This window comes from Corynebacterium pilbarense, assembly GCF_026930265.1.
GTDB classification, from domain to species: domain Bacteria; phylum Actinomycetota; class Actinomycetes; order Mycobacteriales; family Mycobacteriaceae; genus Corynebacterium; species Corynebacterium pilbarense.
Genome location: NZ_JANRML010000007.1, coordinates 81,247 through 97,737, shown reverse-complemented (window position 1 = coordinate 97,737; position 16,491 = coordinate 81,247). Strand labels below are relative to the sequence as shown.

Here is a 16,491-nt window from a genome sequence, read left to right as displayed (position 1 = left end):
CCCATGAGCCACGACAACAAACCGCCGAAACTGTCCAAGAAAGCCTATGAAAAGGAGCTGCTGCGCCTGCAGGCTGAGCTTGTGGCTATGCAGCAGTGGGTGGTGGAAAACGGCGAGCGTTTGGTCATTGTTATGGAGGGCCGAGACGCCGCCGGCAAGGGCTCCGCGATTAAGCGCATCACCCAGTATTTGAACCCTCGCACTTGCCGCATCGAGGCGCTGCCGAAGCCGACGGATCGCGAGCAGGGCCAGTGGTACTTCCAGCGTTACGTGGAGAAGCTTCCTACGGCCGGCGAGATCGTCATCTTCGACCGCTCTTGGTACAACCGTGCCGGCGTGGAGCGTGTGATGGGCTTTGCGTCCTCGCAGGAGTACCGGCGGTTTTTGCACCAGGCGCCGATCTTTGAGCGCCTGTTGGTCGAAGACGGCATCATGCTGCGCAAATACTGGTTCTCCGTTTCCGACGAGGAGCAGTACAAGCGTTTCAAGTCCCGCCGCAATGATCCGCTGCGTCAGTGGAAACTCTCGCCGATGGACCTGGAATCCATCACAAAATGGGAGGACTACTCCCGCGCGAAGGACGAGATGTTCGTTCACACCGACATCCCGTCGGCGCCGTGGTACACGGTGGAAAGCGAGGACAAGAAGCGCTCCCGCATCAACGTCATTTCACACCTGCTTTCCACCATTCCGTACGAGCACATCAAGCCGGACCTGCCGGAGATCCCGGAGCGCCCGGAGACCACGGACTATGAGCGTCCGCCTCGCGAGGAGTTCCGCTACGTCCCCGACGTCGCCGCAGACCTTGAGGTGGGCAAACAGTCCAAGAAAAAGAAGAAGAAAAAGAAGAAGTAGCTAGCGCTTCTTTGGCGCGCCCCGTGGGGTGGAGACGGTTTTGTTGCCCGGGATCCAGAACCGCCACGGGGCGTCGGCGTTTTTGGAGATGCCGATGCGCGGGCCGGCCACCCACTCCGGTTCCGAAGCCCGCGGGGTGAGCTGCACTTTCGTGCCGTTGTCTCCCAACTCAAGCCCGAGCGCTCGGCCGAGGTTTCCCGGCCCGCGCGCTAGGTTCTCGTAGACGATCGGCGCCCGGTCGGGGCGCTGCCGCCGCTCCCGCGCTAAATCCTCGCCGGCGACGACCTCGCCGCCGCGCATGAGACAGCCCTGCCCGTCGCCCTCCGGCGCGCACACGATGTTGCCGTTGTGGTGGATGCCGTAGGAGAAGTACACGTACAACCGCCCGGGCGGGCCGAACATCGCCGCGTTGCGCGCCGTTTTTCCGCGGTACGTGTGCGCCGCTGGGTCGTCTGCGCCGAGGTACGCCTCGACCTCGGTGAGCCTGATGCTGACCCCGTTGTGCGTGATCACGCACCCAAGCAGCTGCGGGGCGACAACGTTGGCGGGCTGTGAAAAGTCGATCATGAGAGCCATTTCGCCAACCTTGCCACGGCCGCGCCCTCCGCGTTGGTGCCCACGACCTCGTCGGCGACGGCTTTGACGTCCTCGTGCGCGTTGCCCATCGCCACGGCGTGCCCGGCCGCGCGCAGCATGCCGAGGTCGTTGAGGTAGTCGCCGAACGCCGCCGTTTTCGACATCGCAACACCCATCGCCCCGGCCAGCTGGGCGAGCGCCAGGCCCTTGTCGGCGTCCGGGTGCATCAGGTCCACCCAGTGCTTGCCGGAGACCACCGCGCGCAGCTCCGGCACCAGTTCGCGCACCCACGGGTAGGCGTCGCGCTCGGCGTCCGACTCCACGTACAGGGCGATTTTGATGGTGGGGGAGGCGGAGCCGTCGCCAAGCAAGGTGCGCGAGGCGTAGTACTTGTCCACCTCCGCGTCCACGGCGGGCGGCAGGGCGGCGGTGGCGGCGACCGAAGGCGCGCACACCACGGCATGCGCCGCAAACGGCGCGTCAGGCAGGGCGGACAACAACCGCTGCACCGGCGCTTCCGGCAGGGCCGTGGTGGAGACCACCTCGCCGCCGCGCGCCACCACCGCGCCGTTTTCCGCGATGAAGTCCTCGCAATCCGGGAACATCTGCTGCAACGTGGCCAGCTGGCGCCCGGACGCCGGCGCGAGGGTCACCCCGCGCGAGCGCGCGGTCTTCAGCAGCGGCCAAAACGCATCCGGCACGCGCCCGTCGCCGTCGAGGAGTGTGCCGTCCATGTCCAACGCTATTAACCGAGGTGTCCGCATTGCCCCCACACTACCGGTGTGATGTGGAACACTAGGAAAGTATGACCGATCTGATCAAGACTGAAGTACGCGAAACCACCGGTGTGATCACCCTGGACCGTCCGAAGGCGTTGAATTCGCTCAGCCCCGAGATGGCCCGCGCCATCGACGCCACGTTGAAGCAGTGGCGCGACGACGACGCCATCACACAGGTGGTCGTCCAGTCCTCGGGCAAGCACTTCTGCTCAGGCGGCGATGTGCGCGCCGCACGCGAGGGCATCCTCGACGGCCGCGGCGAAGAGGTCGACGCCTTCTTCGCCGACGAGTACGCCATGAACCTCGACATCGCGAACTATCCCAAGCCCTACATCGCGCTGTGCAACGGTGTGATCATGGGCGGCGGCATGGGCATCTCGGCCCACGGCTCGCACATGGTGGTCACCGAAGATGCCTTTGCTTCCATGCCGGAGATGAACATCGGCTACGTCACGGATGTGGGCATGTCCTGGCTGCTGCAGAACCTGCCGAAGCGCCCGTCGCTGCCGCTGGGGAAGTTCCTCGCGCTGACCGGCTACCGTCTCACTCCCGACGACATGCTGGCCACCGGTCTGGCCACGCACAAGGTGGCCACGCTCGACGGGGTGCTCGACGGCATCGTCGCCGAGGGGCCGGGGTTCCTGGATACGGTCGCCATCGCACCGGGGGAGTCGGAGCTTTCATCGCTTTACGACGGCATCGAGCACACGTTCCAGGGTTCCTGGGCTGAAATTCAGGAAAATCTGGACGGGGAATTGGCGGAGCTCGTCGCAAAGCTGACGGCACAGGCCTCGCCGTCGTCCCTGGTCGCGGCCGCCGAGCTATTCGCCGCCAACGCCTCGCAGGACCTCGCCGGCGCGCTGGACAACGAGCGGCGCTTGGGCGCGCTGATGACCCGCGAACCCGACTTCGCCGAGGGGGTACGCGCGGTGCTCGTGGACAAAGACCAGTCCCCGAACTTCGCCCCGCAGCCAGAACCCGGCAAGTACCGGGACGTCCTGCGCTAAGGGCTGCGCAATCGCGGGGGTGCAGCACCCGCGCACGCGCCGCGGACGCTACAGTAAGGGGGCGATCACGGGCGAAGAAATTGCCCCCGATTCCCACATGCTGAAGGAGCGACGTTGACCGAAACGACAAACCCCCGCGACGAATGGAACCACAAGCTCACCCTCGCGCAGGAGATGCTGCCGCTGATCAGCCGCCTGCACCGCGAGCACAACGCGGTGACCTCGGTCTACGGCCGCCTGCTGGTGGGTGTCACCGACATCGACATCATTAAGGCGCACCGCTACGCCCGCCGCATCGACGAGAAGGAACTCGCGCTCGACGAGACGCTGCCGATCCTGCGCGAACTCGTGGAGATGGACCTCGGCACCGCGTCGATCGACCTGGGCCGCCTGGCTAAGGAGTTCAAGCACACCGACGAGCAGGACCTGCGCGCCTTCCTCGACCGCGAGCTCGCCGACGTCATCGGCACCTCCTCCGAACTCGAAGCCCGCGACGTCGTGCTCTACGGCTTCGGCCGCATCGGCCGCCTCCTCGCCCGCATCCTGATCGCCCGCGAGGCGATGTACGGCGGCGTGCGCCTGCGTGCCGTGGTGGTGCGCAAGAAGGGCGACATCGACATCATCAAGCGCGCCTCCCTGCTGCGCCGCGACTCCGTGCACGGCGCCTTCAACGGCACCATCACCGTCGACGAGGAAAAGGAAATCATCTGGGCCAACGGCACCCCGATCCAGATGATCTACGCCAACGACCCGGCAGAGATCGACTACACCGCCTACGGCATCGACAACGCCATCGTGGTGGACAACACCGGCGCGTGGCGCGACCGCGACGGCCTGTCCAAGCACCTCGAGTCCAAGGGCGTGGACCGCGTCCTGCTCACCGCGCCGGGCAAGGGCGACATCCCGAACATCGTCTACGGCATCAACGAGGACATGATCGGCGACGAGCGCGTCCTGTCCGCGGCGTCCTGCACCACCAACGGCATCACCCCGGTGCTGAAGGTGATCAACGACCGCTACGGCGTCAAGCATGGCCACGTCGAGACCGTCCACTCCTACACCAACGACCAGAACCTGGCGGATAACTTCCACAAGGGAGACCGCCGCGGCCGCGCCGCCGGTTTGAACATGGTGCTCACCGAGACCGGCGCCGCCAAGGCCGTGTCGAAGGCGCTTCCGGAGTTTGAAGGCAAGCTCACCGGCAACGCGATCCGCGTGCCCACCCCGGACGTGTCCATGGCCGTGCTGAACCTGGACCTGGACAAGGACGTGGAAAAGGACGAGGTGAACACCTTCCTGCGCCGCGTGTCTACCAACTCCAACCTGCGCCAGCAGATCGACTACGTGAACTCGCCCGAGGTCGTCTCCACCGACCTGCTCGGCACCACCCACGCGTCTGTGGTGGACGGCCTGGCCACCATCGCCTCCGGTAACCACCTCGTGCTGTACGTCTGGTACGACAACGAGTACGGCTACTCCCACCAGGTGGTCCGCGTCGTCGAGGACATCGCGGGCGTGCGTCCGCGCGTGTTCCCGGAGCGCAAGGATCCGGCTGAGATTCAGTAGCTTCTCGACGTAAAAAAGCGCCGCCCCGGCCCCGTTTCGGCCGGGGCGGAGCTACGCTGTGGGGTATGTTCCGCAAAATCATCGCAACAGCCAGCGTGGTCGCACTGGCAGGCTGCGGCGCCCACGGCACTGAGCTGGGGCTAGAGGACGCCGCGCTCGCCGGGGACTTCACCGTCGCGGACGCGGCGGGGCCGGACGTGGAGCGCGCCTACGTATTCTGCCCGTACACGGACAAGGCCGAAGCGCAGCGCCTCGGCTTCGACCCGGAGGACGTGCCCGGCATCGACGACAACTCACAGGCTTGGGAGACCGCCTCCGGCATCGGCGTGATTGCCGGCGACCGCGCGGAGATCGAGTGGTTCGACCCGCGCAAGGTCGACGCTTGCGGGTCAGGCGTGGAGGCCTACGGGGAGATCGATCCGGCGGCGACGGTGCGCACGGCGACGGAATCCCGCGAGTTCGCGGACGGCGAGACCGCCGAGGTCACCGTCTTGCGCTTCGAATGACCTCGTCGTAGTAGCCCAGCACCGTCTCGGTGGAGGCGCGCCACGTCCAGCGCTCCGCCTCGGCCCGCCCGGCGGCGGACATGCGCTCGCGCAGCTCCGGCTGCGTCAGAATACGCTCGATCGGTTCGGCCCAGGCTGCATCCGGCGCCTCCGGGTCGACCAAGACACCGGTGTCGCCGTCCGCCACCACAAACGGCAGACCGCCCGCGTTCGCGGCCACCACCGGCACGCCCGATGCGAATGCCTCCAGCGCCGCAAAACCCAACGTCTCCGTGGTGGAGGGAAACAGCAGCACATCGCCCGAGGCGTAGGCTGCGCTCAGTTCCGCCCCGGACAAATACCCGGTGAAGGTGGCCCAGGCGGGCGGGTCGGCGCGGAGCTCGTCGTAAAGCGGGCCCTCGCCCACAAACGCCAGGCGCGCGTTGGGCACACGCGTGCGCACCTCTTCGACGATGGGGACGCAGCGGTCCACGGATTTCTCAGCCGAGATGCGGCCGACGAAGATGACCAGGGGGGCGTCCGGATGGCCGTCGGAAAGCAGGCTGCGCATCTTTCGGGTGCGCGCTTCAGGGGTGAAGCTTTCCGTATCCACCGCCTTCGGCCACAGCCGCACGTTGTCGATGCCGTAGTCGGCGGCCTTGTCCATCATCGGGCCCGAGGTCACCATGTTCAGCCCGGCGCGGCCATGGAAGGTGCGAAGCCCCCACTCGGCGATCGGCTTCACCCACGGGATGCCCAGCTTCAGGCAGTATTCCGGCACGTCCGTGTGAAACGACGCGACCACGGGGTAGCGGCGCGCCACCACCAACGTGGACCAGCCAGCCGTCCAGATGGGGTTGACGGCGTGCACGACGTCCGGGTTGAATTCGCGCAGGCGGCGGTAGGTTTTCGGCCCCAGCATGCCGTGCTTGACCTCCGGGTACACCTTCAAGCTGTGCGAGCGGATCGGCACAACCTCAAAGCCCGCGTACTCGGCGGGCGGGTTACCGGGCGCGAAGATAAGCACCTCGTGGCCCAGCGCCGCCAACTGGTCCAAGTGGCGGGTGGTGCGGGTGACCACGCCGTCGATTTTGGGGAGGAAGACCTCGGTGAGTAGCGCGATGCGCATCTACTTCTCGCCCTGCGGCACGCCGGCGGACTGCGCAGCGGTCCACAGCGAGCGCGCCGGGATCTTCGAGCGGTCCGCGCGGTCGGCGTACTTCTTCGCCACCTCCTCGATCTCCACGAGCAGGCCTTCTTCCAGCTTCGTCGGCTCCAGGCCGAGGTCCAGGAAAGCGTCGTTGACCACGTGGAGTTCGTTTTCCGCGGACTCCTTGCGCGGGTTGGGCACCATCTGCACCTGCGCGTCCGCAATCTTTGCGACGAGCTCCGCCAAATCCCGCACCCTGTGCGTCTCCGTCATCTGGTTGAAAATCTTCACCCGTTCGCCGCGCGCCGGCGGGTTTTCCACCGCCAGCTGGATGCAGCGCGCCATGTCGCGGATGTGGATGAACGCGCGGGTCTGTCCGCCGGTGCCGTGCACGGTCAGCGGGTAGCCGATCGCCGCCTGCATGAGGAAGCGGTTGAGCACGGTGCCGTAGTCGCCGTCGTAGTCGAAGCGGTTGATCAGGCGCTCGTCGCGAAGTGTCTGCGGGGTGTGGGTGCCCCAGATGATCCCCTGGTGCAAATCTGTGATTCGCAGCTCGTCGTTCTTGGCGTAGTACGCGAACAGGTGCTGGTCCAGCACCTTGGTCATGTGGTAGATCGAGCCCGGGTTGGTGGGGTAGAGGATCTGTTGCTCCACAATGCCGTTTTCGCCCGCGTCCACCTGCACGTCCAAGTAGCCCTCCGGGATTTTCATGCCGGCGGTGCCGTAGCCGTAGACGCCCATGGTGCCCAGGTGCACGACGTGGATGTCCTGGCCGGTCTCCACGATTGCGGTGAGCAGGTTGTGGGTCGCGTTGACGTTGTTGTCCACGGTGTAGCGCTTGTTGCGCGGGGACTTCATGGAGTACGGCGCGGCGCGCTGCTCGGCGAAGTGAATCACGGTGTCAGGCTGGAAGTCCTTGAGGAAGGCCAGCAGTGCGTCGTAGTCCTGGGCCACGTCGATGTTTTCGAAGCCGATCGTTTTGCCGGAGACCTCGTTCCAGGCCGACAGGCGCTCGTCGATAGTCGCGATCGGCGTCAGCGACTCCGCGTCGAGCTCGCGGTCGATGCGGCGCCGCGACAGGTTGTCCACGATCGTGACCTCGTGTCCGAGGTCTGAAAGGTGCAGGGACGCGGGCCAGCCACAGAATCCGTCGCCGCCCAGAACTGCAATCTTCACTAATTCTCGCCTTTCTTTACGCACATTTCCGCATACGTTACCGGTGTCCGGCAACCTCCGCTGAGCGTACTCGCGTGCGCGCACCCCCGGCGTTAGTAATTTTGGGTAGGGCATACAACTGAGTGGTAGCGTTCCCTGTATTTTAGCGGTGTCTAAGCATGGAAAAAGTTGGGAGCCCGCATGTCTCTGCCCGGTAATGGTCGCGTGCGTACAAAGCGAATCACCGCCGTAGCTACAGTGTTGGCGCTCGCGGGCGGGGCCGCGGAAATCCCGCTGGGCCCCGTAGGGTCGGTCGCGCACGCTCAGGTTGCCCCGATTCCGCAGGACGGCGTGCGCTTCGGCCAGGTCCGCAACGACCGCGGGACTTGGCGCGCGGAGATATTCTTTGACAAGACCATGGTGGTCAGCACCGTGGCCCACGACTTTGTGCCGCCCGAGACCAATCCGGAAAACCCCCGCGACGTGCAGGTAGCGGAGATTGGCGACCCAGTCTTCGACATTATTCCGCAGTCCTCAACGTTCACCGTCGAACACTACGAGCAGGTCAACCGCCGCCAGCAGCTGAAAGACACCTACGAGGTTGTCGTGACCACCAGCATTTCGAAGTCGACGTCTGGCCATAACGCCATCCGCTTGTCGTACGAGCTGCCGGATGTGGTGGTAAAACAACACGACCGCCTCTCGCTCGCCGCTCCCGGCAAAGGCTCGGTGTACCCGATGCCTCTCGACGGCGGCAGCTCCCGCTATTCCATGCCGTACCTGAACACCGAGTACCTCGGGCATGTGCGGGTGCACAACCCAGATTCGAAGCCGGTGGGCAAGCCGAAAGTGCTGGTGACCAAGGATGGCGCCACCACCGAACCGGAGCTTGGGGCTGACAATTCGTTCCCGGTCGCCCTCGGCACCACCGTCGGCGAGTACACCATCGAGGTGGTCCCGCCGGAGGGTTTTGCCACCCCAGCAAAGAAGACCATTGATGTGGCCTCGGGTGCGGTCGACCGCGACTTCGATGTCTACCCGATCACTGTGAGCGGGACGCTTCTCGACGCATCCGAGACCCCCGTCCAAGGCGCCACCGTGGCGATCGCCGGCCGCACCGCCACCACGGATCAGAACGGTAAGTTCACGGTAGTGAAGGTTCCGGCGGGCACACGCGACGTGTTTATCGGCGGGACCCCGACGACCAAGGCGAGAACGGTCCGCGGCGTTGTAGTGAGCGACCAGCGAGACAACACCATCGAGCTACCGCGCATTGATACGAAGCCACAGTTCGGAGACGTCTCGGGCCGGGTGTTTGATCCGGACGGTAACGGCGTTGCGGATGTGAAAGTGACCGCTGGCGGTAAGACCAGCACCACCGGAGCCGACGGCATGTACTCGATTGTGGATGTGCCGACTGGCGAGACCACCATCGAGGTCATCGCGGCATCGTCCAAGTACGTGCGGCCGACGCCGCGGAAAGAGAACGTGACGGTCAGCGGTGTCTCGGACGTGGATTTCCCCCTTGAGCTGAAGCCGACACCGACGCCTAAACCATCGACCACAACGCTAAAACCGCGCCCGACCACGTCGAAGCCGACGACCACGGCCCCGAAGCCGACAACCGCGAAACCGAAACCGTCGACCACGACCACGACGCCGAAGCCGGCGCCGACGGTCGGTTCCGTGGCCGGCAAAGTCACCGACCCAGCTGGCAAGGCGGTGCCGGGCGCCACGGTCACGGCTCGCGGCGCAAACGGTAAGGAGTTCACCGTCCAGGTTGCCAAGGACGGGACCTTCCGCCTCAATAACCTTCCGCCGGGAAACTACACGGTCACAGTCGATGTGCCTACAGGCCACGTCGCCCCGCCGCCCGCCGACGCGAAGGTGAAGGCGGGGCAGACCGTCCGGTTGCCCGGGTTCGTGGTCAAGCCCGAAAAGCCGAAGGCGCGGTTCGATTGGGACCGCTTGGTGGTCAAACCCGGTGAGACGCAGGTAATCGCGCCGAAGCGTTCCGGCGACACCACCTTCGTGCCGAGTTTCCGCACGACTGGTGTCACGCAGGTCAGCCCCGACGGAACCACCACGCAACTGCCCGCCGAAGACCGCTGGATTTCGGTTGAGAAGGACGGGACGGTTGTCGCCAGACCGCCGCGTGATGCCGCGCCGGGTGAGTACCGCGTGAAGGCGAAGGACGCGGCGGGGCAGACCCACACCATCACCGTCGAGGTAGCGCAGCCGGTGCCGATGGCGAAGCAGCACGAGGTGCGATTCCCGCTGATTCCGGTGCCGGCGGGGGCGACCCGTCAGGCTGGCCGCCCGCGCGCGACGGTCACCGACGGGCCGTTCGTGTACCAGGACCGCCGCGTGCCAGAAGGCGCGCGCTTCGACGTCGACCCGGCCTTTGCCAGCTGGGTGCGCGTCGACGACAACGGCCGCCTCACGTTCACCCCGCCGCGAGACGCGAAGCCCGGGATCCGCACGATTCCGGTGAAGGTGACGTTCCCTGACAACTCGTTCCGCACATACAACGCCGAGGTGGAGGTCGGCGATCCGCTGTTCGCCCGGACCACCGATCTGGGCTACGAGGACGGCCTGTCCGTGCAACCCGGCCACGGTCTCACGGTGCTGCGCACGGGCGCGTCTGTCCTTCCGGAGGGCACGACCTTCGAGGTGGACCGCTCCGAGCCGCTGGACGGGTGGGTTGCACTGGTCAACGAAACCTCCGGGGATTTGCGCCTGTTCGCGCCGAAGCAGGGCGGCGACGTGCAGGTCCCGGTCATCGCGTACTTCGCAGACGGGTCGTCGACGAAGCTCACTGCGAGCGTCCGCTTATCGACGAGCTCCGCCCTTTCCACCAAACATTCCCCCTCCTACGCCGATGGCTCAGCCGCGCCCGGAGAGACCGCGACGGTGGGGTTGACAGGCACGGTCCCGGCGGGCACCACGTTCGTTGTGGTGGATGGTGGGGGACTGGGCAACGTGGGCGTCGATAAGCGAAATGGCTCGCTGAAGATCCAGCTGCCCCCGGACGCGCCGCGGGACACCCCGTACACGGTGACGGTGCGCGTGCGCTACGCCGATGGAAGCACCGAGGAGATCACCTCGCGGGTCACGGCTGTCTCCGACGCCGCGCGGTTTACCCCGCAGAACAGCGGAAGCACATCGGTGCGCACCGGGCTGCCGCGCGGAGCGAAGCTCGCAGACTTCGACCACGCCGGCTGGGATGTCGCGTACGACTCCGCCACCGGCGAGCTGACCGCCACCCCGGACAGTTCCGTGCCCGCGGGTACCGTGTTGAAGGTGCCGGTCAAGGCGACCTTCCCGGACGGCTCCACGAAGATTGTGGAGTACCCGCTCACCGCCGCCGCCCCGCCGGAGACGAAACCGCAGCAGGGCTCGTCGGAATCCGCTGGGTGGATCGCGGTGGTGCTCGGCGCGCTCGCGGCGATCGCTGGCATCGGCTACGCGGTGTTTCTTAACCAAGACGCTGTCAGGGCGCAGCTGAAGCAGTTCGGATTCTAAGAAAGGGACGTTGGCATGAGTGCGATGAAGAAAACGCTGGCAGTGTCCCTCTGCGCGGCCCTTGCGGCCGCCGCGGCACCGGCAGCGGGCGCGAAGGTCACCCTCGGCACCACCCACCCGGACGCGACCGTGAGCCACTCCAGCGCCACTGAGCCGTTCATCAACGGGTTTATCACCCCGCGCGGCGTGGGCCGGTTCGACTACTCGCACCCGGCATCGCAGGCGGACAACCACCAGTTCGACACCTCCATGGAGGTCCGCGCGAACGGGGCCCCGGTGGACCCCGGCCTAAACGCGAAGCCGAAGGTGACTACCGACGGCACCGCAGACGTGCTCACCTACACCCAGCAGCACAACAACTTCCTCATCACCCGCACCTACCGCATCGACGGCGGGCGCGTCGACGCCACCGTGGCTGTGAAAAACACCGGCCAAGCCGCGGGCAAGGTGGGCATCGACCTGGCCAACGCCCTGCCAGCGGCCGCGGGCAGCGCAGCGCGCAAGGACGGGGATCGCGTGGTCGTGCAGCCGAAAGCCGGCGGCTACGTCACCGACGTGAGTTTCACCGCGCCTGACACCGCGGCCTCGGGCGAGACCAAGGCGGCGGCCCTCGCGGGAGCCAACAACGGTGCCAAGCACCAGGCCGCGAGGTGGGAGCGCACGGTGGCCCCCGGGGCGTCGATACGCGCAGGCATGACCGTGGCAATCACAACGCAAGATTCCGCGCTGGACAGCGACGGCGACGGGCTGCGCGACTCCTGGGAGGCCGAGGGGCTCAGGCTTGCCGACGGCACGTACCTACCCATCCAGCGCTGGGGCGCAGACCCCGACCGCAAAGACCTGTTCCTGCAGATCAACTGGATGCAATCCGAGTGGGCGACAATCGGCTGCAATCGCACCGAGCGCTTCGCTGCCAACCTCGCCGAGTTTGCCGAGTTCGCCGCCTGCGCCACCGCGAACACGACAAGCTACGCACCGAACCCGTCGATGCTCAAAGAATTGGAAGACCTCTTCGACGACAACGGCATCAACCTGCACATCGATGCCGGCAAGAGCTACGTCAGCGAATCCATGGCCAGCATGACCGCCGACGAGCGCAAAGGCGGCGAAACGGAGCGCTACACCGCCGAGTACTTCGGCGGGCTCGACGACGACGGGCGCACCGTCAAGCTGGAAGAGCAGGCGAACACACTCCTCGGCGCACGCCGGTCGGTGTTCCGCTCCGCCCTGATTGGCACCCGCTTCGACGAAGGGGCCAAGCGCAACGTCACCGGCTTAGGCCAAGTCAACGGCTCCACCTTCTTCGTCTCAGGGGACGTGACCAACAGCGACGAGTTGTTGCGCAACACCATCCTCCACGAGTTCGGCCACACCCTGGGGCTGCAGCACTGGGGGCGGGAAACCCAGGGCAACACCGCCAAGCGCCCCGTGCGCTTCGTGGACACCGAGGACCCGTCGATGGAGTTCGACCGCCCCGGCTACGACTGGCTGGAGACCTACAAGTCCACCATGAGCTACGCCCACCAGTTCTCCACATTCGGCTTCTCCGGCCAGGAGGTGCGCACTACCGAGACCATCCCGAACGCCGCAGACAATTCCCGCTACAAGCCCAAAAACGACAACTTCGACTACGTTATTCCGTCGGACTGGGACAACCTGCTGTTCAAGACCGAGTACATCGGCAAAGGCGTGCGCGACTACGACGACACCGCCGATGCACCCGAGGTGGCCGCAGACGAAGAACGCGCCGTGGTCGACGAGCTCATCTCCGCCGCCACCGGCAGCAACAACGGCAAGGTCGGTTTCAGCCTCGCCCGCAACCTGAACAACGACAACGGCATCGTCGCCCACGCCGACACCAACATCATCAAGGGTGAGCTGCGCAACCTCGGTGCCACCGACGACACCTTCACCGTGGTCGCAGACTACGGCGTTGGCGAGTTCCGCGGCAGCTATTTTGCCAAGGGCGACTCGAACTACATCACGCCCGTGGATATCGAGGTCTCACCGGCCGCGTTGGTTGACGAGCCCGTCGTGCCACTGCACATCACCGTGTCCAACTCCGAGGGCGCCCGGGTCTTCGACGATACCTTCAATGTCTCCGCGCTCGAATACACCCCAGCCGAGATGGACAAGGTGCTCAAGGAAGTCCTCGCCTCCGACGCGGACGAGGACCTGAAGGAGTACGCCCGCCACCGCCTCAAAGCCGCTGCGTCGGAAACGCCGACAGCGACCGCGAAACCGGTGCAGGTGCCGGGGAAAGCGGAGCCGTCGCCAAGCGAGAAGCCCTCCGGCAGCTCCGACTCGCCGCTGGGGATCATCATCGGCGTGCTGCTGGGGCTTATCGGCCTGGGTGCTGCGGGATTCGGCTGGGCGCACAGCCAAGGGCTGCTTCCGTAAATACGATGGGTGGGGCAGATTGCCTATCGACGACCAAAGGAGCCCCACCCCATGAAGGCCATCCGCTACACCGACTACCAAACGTTTCCGCAGATCGTTGACATTGACAAGCCTGTCGCTGGCCCCGGCGAGGTAGTGCTGAAAGTCGCCGCGTCGGGCGCATGCCACTCCGACGTCGCCGTGTTCAACGACTTTGTCGAGGGCACAAACCCGTTGTGCGCGCCGCAATTCACACTCGGCCACGAAGTCGCAGGCTGGGCGGACGAGATCGGCGAGGGCGTCGACGGAATCGAGCGCGGCGCCGCGTACGTGGTCTACGGCCCGGTCGGCTGCGGCTACTGCCGGTTCTGCATGATCGGCCAGGACACGTTCTGCGAAAACGTCGCCCAGGTCGGCTACCTGGGCATTGGCTTGGGTCGTGACGGAGGCATGGCGGAGTACGTCGTCGTGCCGGCGCGCAACCTCGTGCCGCTGGGAGATGCGGACCCAGTGAAGGCCTCCGCGCTCGCCGATGCCGGTTTGACCCCGTACCACGCAATCAAGCTGGCGTTGCCGAAGCTGAACAAGGCGGGCTCGTCGGCGCTGGTGATCGGCCTTGGTGGGCTCGGGTTGTTGGCGGTGCAGATCCTCAAAGCCATGACCGGCGCGACGATCATCGCCATTGACACGAAGGAAGAAGCGCTGCGTACAGCTGAGAAATACGGTGCGGTGACTGTGGCCTCCGGCGACGACCAGGCAGCGAAGGTCCGCGAGCTCACTGGCGGGCGGGGAGTGGACGCCGTCTTCGACATGGTCGGCATTGGCCCCACGGTGGAGACCGCGATGAAGTCTGTGGCCACTCAGGGCCGCGTGTCCATCGTCGGCCTCGGTGCCGCGGGCAGCGATTACGGCTGGCAGTGGTACAAGGAGCCGTACGAGGCCGAGCTGGTGAAGACCTACTGGGGCACACTGCCGGAGCTCGGCGAGCTGGTCGCGCTGCTGCAGCAAGGCCACCTGGAGCCGCAGTACACCACGTACTCGCTGGATGAGGGCCTAAATGCCTACCAGAAACTCGTTGACGGCCAAGTCGCCGGCCGCGCGATCATCGTGCCCAACGAGCGTTTCTAGGACGCCCGCTCGCCCCACCACTGCTCGAGGTACTCCAGCGCCTGGTCGATGGCGTGGTGGGTGTCCACCGCCTCCATCGACGGCAGGCCCTCGGAGCGGAACTGCGGGCCGAGGTCCTTGAACGGGCTGATCGTGCGCTCTTCGTGCATGGCCGTGTGGATGGATTCCAGGATGTCGTTGATTCTGCGCGCCACGATTTTCTTCTGTGCGCGGTTGAAGGTGGGTGGGGCGAACGGGTTGTCGTCGATGAGCATGTGCCCCGAAAGCTTGCCCTCGCGCGGGTCGAACGCGAACACCGCGACCGGGAACGTGAAATCGGAGTTCATGTTCGGGCGAAACTCGATGCAAAACGTGGTGTAGAGCGCGTTGTCCTGCGAGTTCTGCACCATCGCGAGTGTCGCGGTGGACATGTCCTCCGCCTCGAACGACGCGCGGCGCTTCAGCGCGAACGCGGGATCCTGCGGGTCGACGATTTTCACGGTCTTGTCGTCGAGCGCGACGAGGATGCGGCCCAGCTCGGCGACGACGTTCGCGGCGTCCTCCGGCGTGTACCACTCGGGCGCTTGCGGACTGCCGGGCTGCAGCATGGCGAGTTCGACCTCGTGCGAGTCGATGTCGTGCACGATCACCGCGACCTTCAGGCCGGTGTCGATGACGTAGTCGGCGTCGAGGTGGCAGGCTATGTCCTCGTCGAAGTATGGGTCGTCTTGCTCGATCCCGAGGTCGTCGGCAAGATCCGCGGCCTCTTCGTCGTAGGTGTCCAGGTAATACAGCTCGTAGGTGTCAAATCGCATGGGTCCCCCCTAGGTGTCGTGCGGCAGCCCCCTGCTCCCGCTTATCGACGACACTAAAGCCACCCACGCCCCGCGCACAAGAGCCCGAATGTCCATGAAAATGCGCAACGGCGAGGGAACCGCGGTAGGCGATAGGGTGGCGGGCATGGATGAACAAGCGAAGCTGGAGCGGGTTTACGCCTACCCGTTCGGCGACATTTACAACAACTACCTGGCCAAAGTGGAGCGCAAGGGGCATACCCGCGCGGAGCTGGACGACATACTTGGCTGGTTCACCGGCCTTGCGCCGGCGGAGCTGGAAGCGGAAGCCGAGTCGGGCAAGACGCTGCGCGAGTTCTTCGAGGCGGTCGCGCTCAACGCGAACGCCGACTTGATCACCGGGAAGGTGTGCGGCGTGCGCGTCGAGGAGGTCGAAGAGGACCTCATGCGCAAGATCCGCCAGATGGATTTGCTTGTCGACGAGCTCGCACGCGGCAAGAAGATCACCAGCATCAAGCGCGGCTAGCGCATGTCGCGCAGCACCTCGAATGCGCGGCGGACCAGCGCGCGGCCGTCGTCGGGCGTGCGCGGTTCCGGCAGCGCCAAGTAGGCCTTCACCGCGGTGGCGCCGGCGATGCCGTAGGTGTTGAGCAGTACCTCCGCGTCGAACGCTGTCGCGCCGGGGGTGCGCTCGCGCACAGCCGCGACCAGCGGCTGCGCGATGTCGCGCATCGTCTCCTCGGCGGGGGGGGGAGTACCCGATTCAGCGCGGGTGCGATCGCTCAGGAGCACCAGGGTGGATGCGGAGTAGAGCTCGAAGCCGTCCTCCCTGAGCGCGTCGATGATGATCGCCTCGATGGCTTCGGCGGCCGAGAGCTCCTCCGGCAGCGCCGCGATCTGCTCGGCGATGGCGGCGAAGACCTTGCGCAGGAACTCCTCGAGTGCTTCGTCGATGTCGGCGAAGTAATTGTGGAAGGTCCGCGCCGACACGCCCGCGCGCTCGGAAACCCGCGCGACAGTGGCTGCGGCCGTGCCCTCCTCGAGCAGCAGGGCCGCGGTCGCCTCCGAGATGGCGCGCCGGGTCGCCGCCTTCTTCTCTTCGCGCAGGCTCAT

At 65.9% G+C, this 16,491-nt stretch carries 14 protein-coding genes; 8 read left to right on the top strand and 6 right to left on the bottom strand.

Annotated elements, in window-relative coordinates:
• The first annotated feature begins 3 nt into the window (after nucleotides 1-3).
• On the top strand, nucleotides 4-855 hold the full coding sequence (ppk2, locus tag NUW87_RS07055; RefSeq protein ID WP_269027842.1) for a polyphosphate kinase 2: 852 nt from the start codon (nucleotides 4-6) through the stop codon (nucleotides 853-855).
• On the opposite strand, the gene NUW87_RS07050 is transcribed toward ppk2, so the two are convergent.
• The gene (locus NUW87_RS07050; protein WP_269027858.1) at nucleotides 856-1,422 is read right to left on the bottom strand and encodes a DNA-3-methyladenine glycosylase; all 567 of its coding nucleotides are present in this window, start codon (nucleotides 1,420-1,422) and stop codon (nucleotides 856-858) included.
• Nucleotides 1,419-2,195, bottom strand: coding sequence for a Cof-type HAD-IIB family hydrolase (locus tag NUW87_RS07045; RefSeq protein ID WP_269027841.1), 777 nt, complete (start codon nucleotides 2,193-2,195; stop codon nucleotides 1,419-1,421). The genes NUW87_RS07050 and NUW87_RS07045 overlap by 4 nt, the downstream gene beginning before the upstream one ends.
• Before the next feature lie 41 nt (nucleotides 2,196-2,236).
• On the opposite strand from NUW87_RS07045, the gene NUW87_RS07040 reads away from it, so the two are divergent.
• The 3 genes from NUW87_RS07040 (at nucleotide 2,237) to NUW87_RS07030 (ending at nucleotide 5,289) form a co-directional block, all read left to right on the top strand.
• Nucleotides 2,237-3,217 (top strand): 3-hydroxyisobutyryl-CoA hydrolase, encoded by a 981-nt coding sequence (locus NUW87_RS07040; RefSeq protein WP_269027840.1) that lies wholly within the window; start codon nucleotides 2,237-2,239, stop codon nucleotides 3,215-3,217.
• 174 nt (nucleotides 3,218-3,391) lie between these two features.
• Nucleotides 3,392-4,783 carry a glyceraldehyde-3-phosphate dehydrogenase gene (locus NUW87_RS07035; RefSeq protein ID WP_377734279.1) on the top strand — a complete coding sequence of 464 codons (1,392 nt, stop codon included), beginning with the start codon at nucleotides 3,392-3,394 and terminating at the stop codon, nucleotides 4,781-4,783.
• Between the two features lie 65 nt (nucleotides 4,784-4,848).
• Complete coding sequence (locus tag NUW87_RS07030; RefSeq protein ID WP_239217336.1) at nucleotides 4,849-5,289, top strand: hypothetical protein; 441 nt, start codon at nucleotides 4,849-4,851, stop codon at nucleotides 5,287-5,289.
• Here NUW87_RS07030 and NUW87_RS07025 read toward each other — a convergent pair.
• Entirely contained in the window at nucleotides 5,267-6,397 is a 1,131-nt protein-coding gene (locus tag NUW87_RS07025; RefSeq protein ID WP_269027838.1) for a glycosyltransferase family 4 protein, read from the bottom strand. The genes NUW87_RS07030 and NUW87_RS07025 overlap by 23 nt on opposite strands.
• A complete protein-coding gene (locus tag NUW87_RS07020) occupies nucleotides 6,398-7,594 on the bottom strand; it encodes an NAD-dependent epimerase/dehydratase family protein (protein ID WP_269027837.1) in 1,197 nt (398 codons plus the stop codon). It abuts the gene before it with no gap.
• 204 nt (nucleotides 7,595-7,798) lie between these two features.
• Between NUW87_RS07020 and NUW87_RS07015 the strand changes: the two genes are divergently transcribed.
• From NUW87_RS07015 to NUW87_RS07005, 3 genes are read left to right on the top strand one after another with little or no spacing between them, the layout of a single operon-like run.
• Nucleotides 7,799-11,098 (top strand): Rib/alpha-like domain-containing protein, encoded by a 3,300-nt coding sequence (locus NUW87_RS07015; RefSeq protein WP_269027836.1) that lies wholly within the window; start codon nucleotides 7,799-7,801, stop codon nucleotides 11,096-11,098.
• 15 nt (nucleotides 11,099-11,113) lie between these two features.
• A complete protein-coding gene (locus tag NUW87_RS07010; RefSeq protein WP_269027835.1) occupies nucleotides 11,114-13,498 on the top strand; it encodes a zinc metalloprotease in 2,385 nt (794 codons plus the stop codon).
• Nucleotides 13,499-13,549: 51 nt separating this feature from the next.
• The gene (locus tag NUW87_RS07005; RefSeq protein ID WP_269027834.1) at nucleotides 13,550-14,605 is read left to right on the top strand and encodes an NAD(P)-dependent alcohol dehydrogenase; all 1,056 of its coding nucleotides are present in this window, start codon (nucleotides 13,550-13,552) and stop codon (nucleotides 14,603-14,605) included.
• Here NUW87_RS07005 and NUW87_RS07000 read toward each other — a convergent pair.
• On the bottom strand, nucleotides 14,602-15,399 hold the full coding sequence (locus tag NUW87_RS07000) for a hypothetical protein (RefSeq protein WP_269027833.1): 798 nt from the start codon (nucleotides 15,397-15,399) through the stop codon (nucleotides 14,602-14,604). The genes NUW87_RS07005 and NUW87_RS07000 overlap by 4 nt on opposite strands.
• 145 nt (nucleotides 15,400-15,544) lie before the next feature.
• On the opposite strand from NUW87_RS07000, the gene NUW87_RS06995 reads away from it, so the two are divergent.
• Nucleotides 15,545-15,904, top strand: coding sequence for a DUF2200 family protein (locus NUW87_RS06995; protein WP_269027832.1), 360 nt, complete (start codon nucleotides 15,545-15,547; stop codon nucleotides 15,902-15,904).
• On the opposite strand, the gene NUW87_RS06990 is transcribed toward NUW87_RS06995, so the two are convergent.
• Nucleotides 15,901-16,491 (bottom strand): TetR family transcriptional regulator, encoded by a 591-nt coding sequence (locus NUW87_RS06990; RefSeq protein WP_269027831.1) that lies wholly within the window; start codon nucleotides 16,489-16,491, stop codon nucleotides 15,901-15,903. The genes NUW87_RS06995 and NUW87_RS06990 overlap by 4 nt on opposite strands.

Coding starts and splice junctions, on each gene's coding strand:
- ppk2 (WP_269027842.1), top strand. CDS start 4: ATGAGCCACGACAACAAACCGCCGAAACTGTCCAAGAAAGCCTATGAA.
- NUW87_RS07050 (WP_269027858.1), bottom strand. CDS start 1,422: ATGATCGACTTTTCACAGCCCGCCAACGTTGTCGCCCCGCAGCTGCTT.
- NUW87_RS07045 (WP_269027841.1), bottom strand. CDS start 2,195: ATGCGGACACCTCGGTTAATAGCGTTGGACATGGACGGCACACTCCTC.
- NUW87_RS07040 (WP_269027840.1), top strand. CDS start 2,237: ATGACCGATCTGATCAAGACTGAAGTACGCGAAACCACCGGTGTGATC.
- NUW87_RS07035 (WP_377734279.1), top strand. CDS start 3,392: ATGCTGCCGCTGATCAGCCGCCTGCACCGCGAGCACAACGCGGTGACC.
- NUW87_RS07030 (WP_239217336.1), top strand. CDS start 4,849: ATGTTCCGCAAAATCATCGCAACAGCCAGCGTGGTCGCACTGGCAGGC.
- NUW87_RS07025 (WP_269027838.1), bottom strand. CDS start 6,397: ATGCGCATCGCGCTACTCACCGAGGTCTTCCTCCCCAAAATCGACGGC.
- NUW87_RS07010 (WP_269027835.1), top strand. CDS start 11,114: ATGAGTGCGATGAAGAAAACGCTGGCAGTGTCCCTCTGCGCGGCCCTT.
- NUW87_RS07005 (WP_269027834.1), top strand. CDS start 13,550: ATGAAGGCCATCCGCTACACCGACTACCAAACGTTTCCGCAGATCGTT.
- NUW87_RS07000 (WP_269027833.1), bottom strand. CDS start 15,399: ATGCGATTTGACACCTACGAGCTGTATTACCTGGACACCTACGACGAA.
- NUW87_RS06995 (WP_269027832.1), top strand. CDS start 15,545: ATGGATGAACAAGCGAAGCTGGAGCGGGTTTACGCCTACCCGTTCGGC.
- NUW87_RS06990 (WP_269027831.1), bottom strand. CDS start 16,491: ATGAGCCTGCGCGAAGAGAAGAAGGCGGCGACCCGGCGCGCCATCTCG.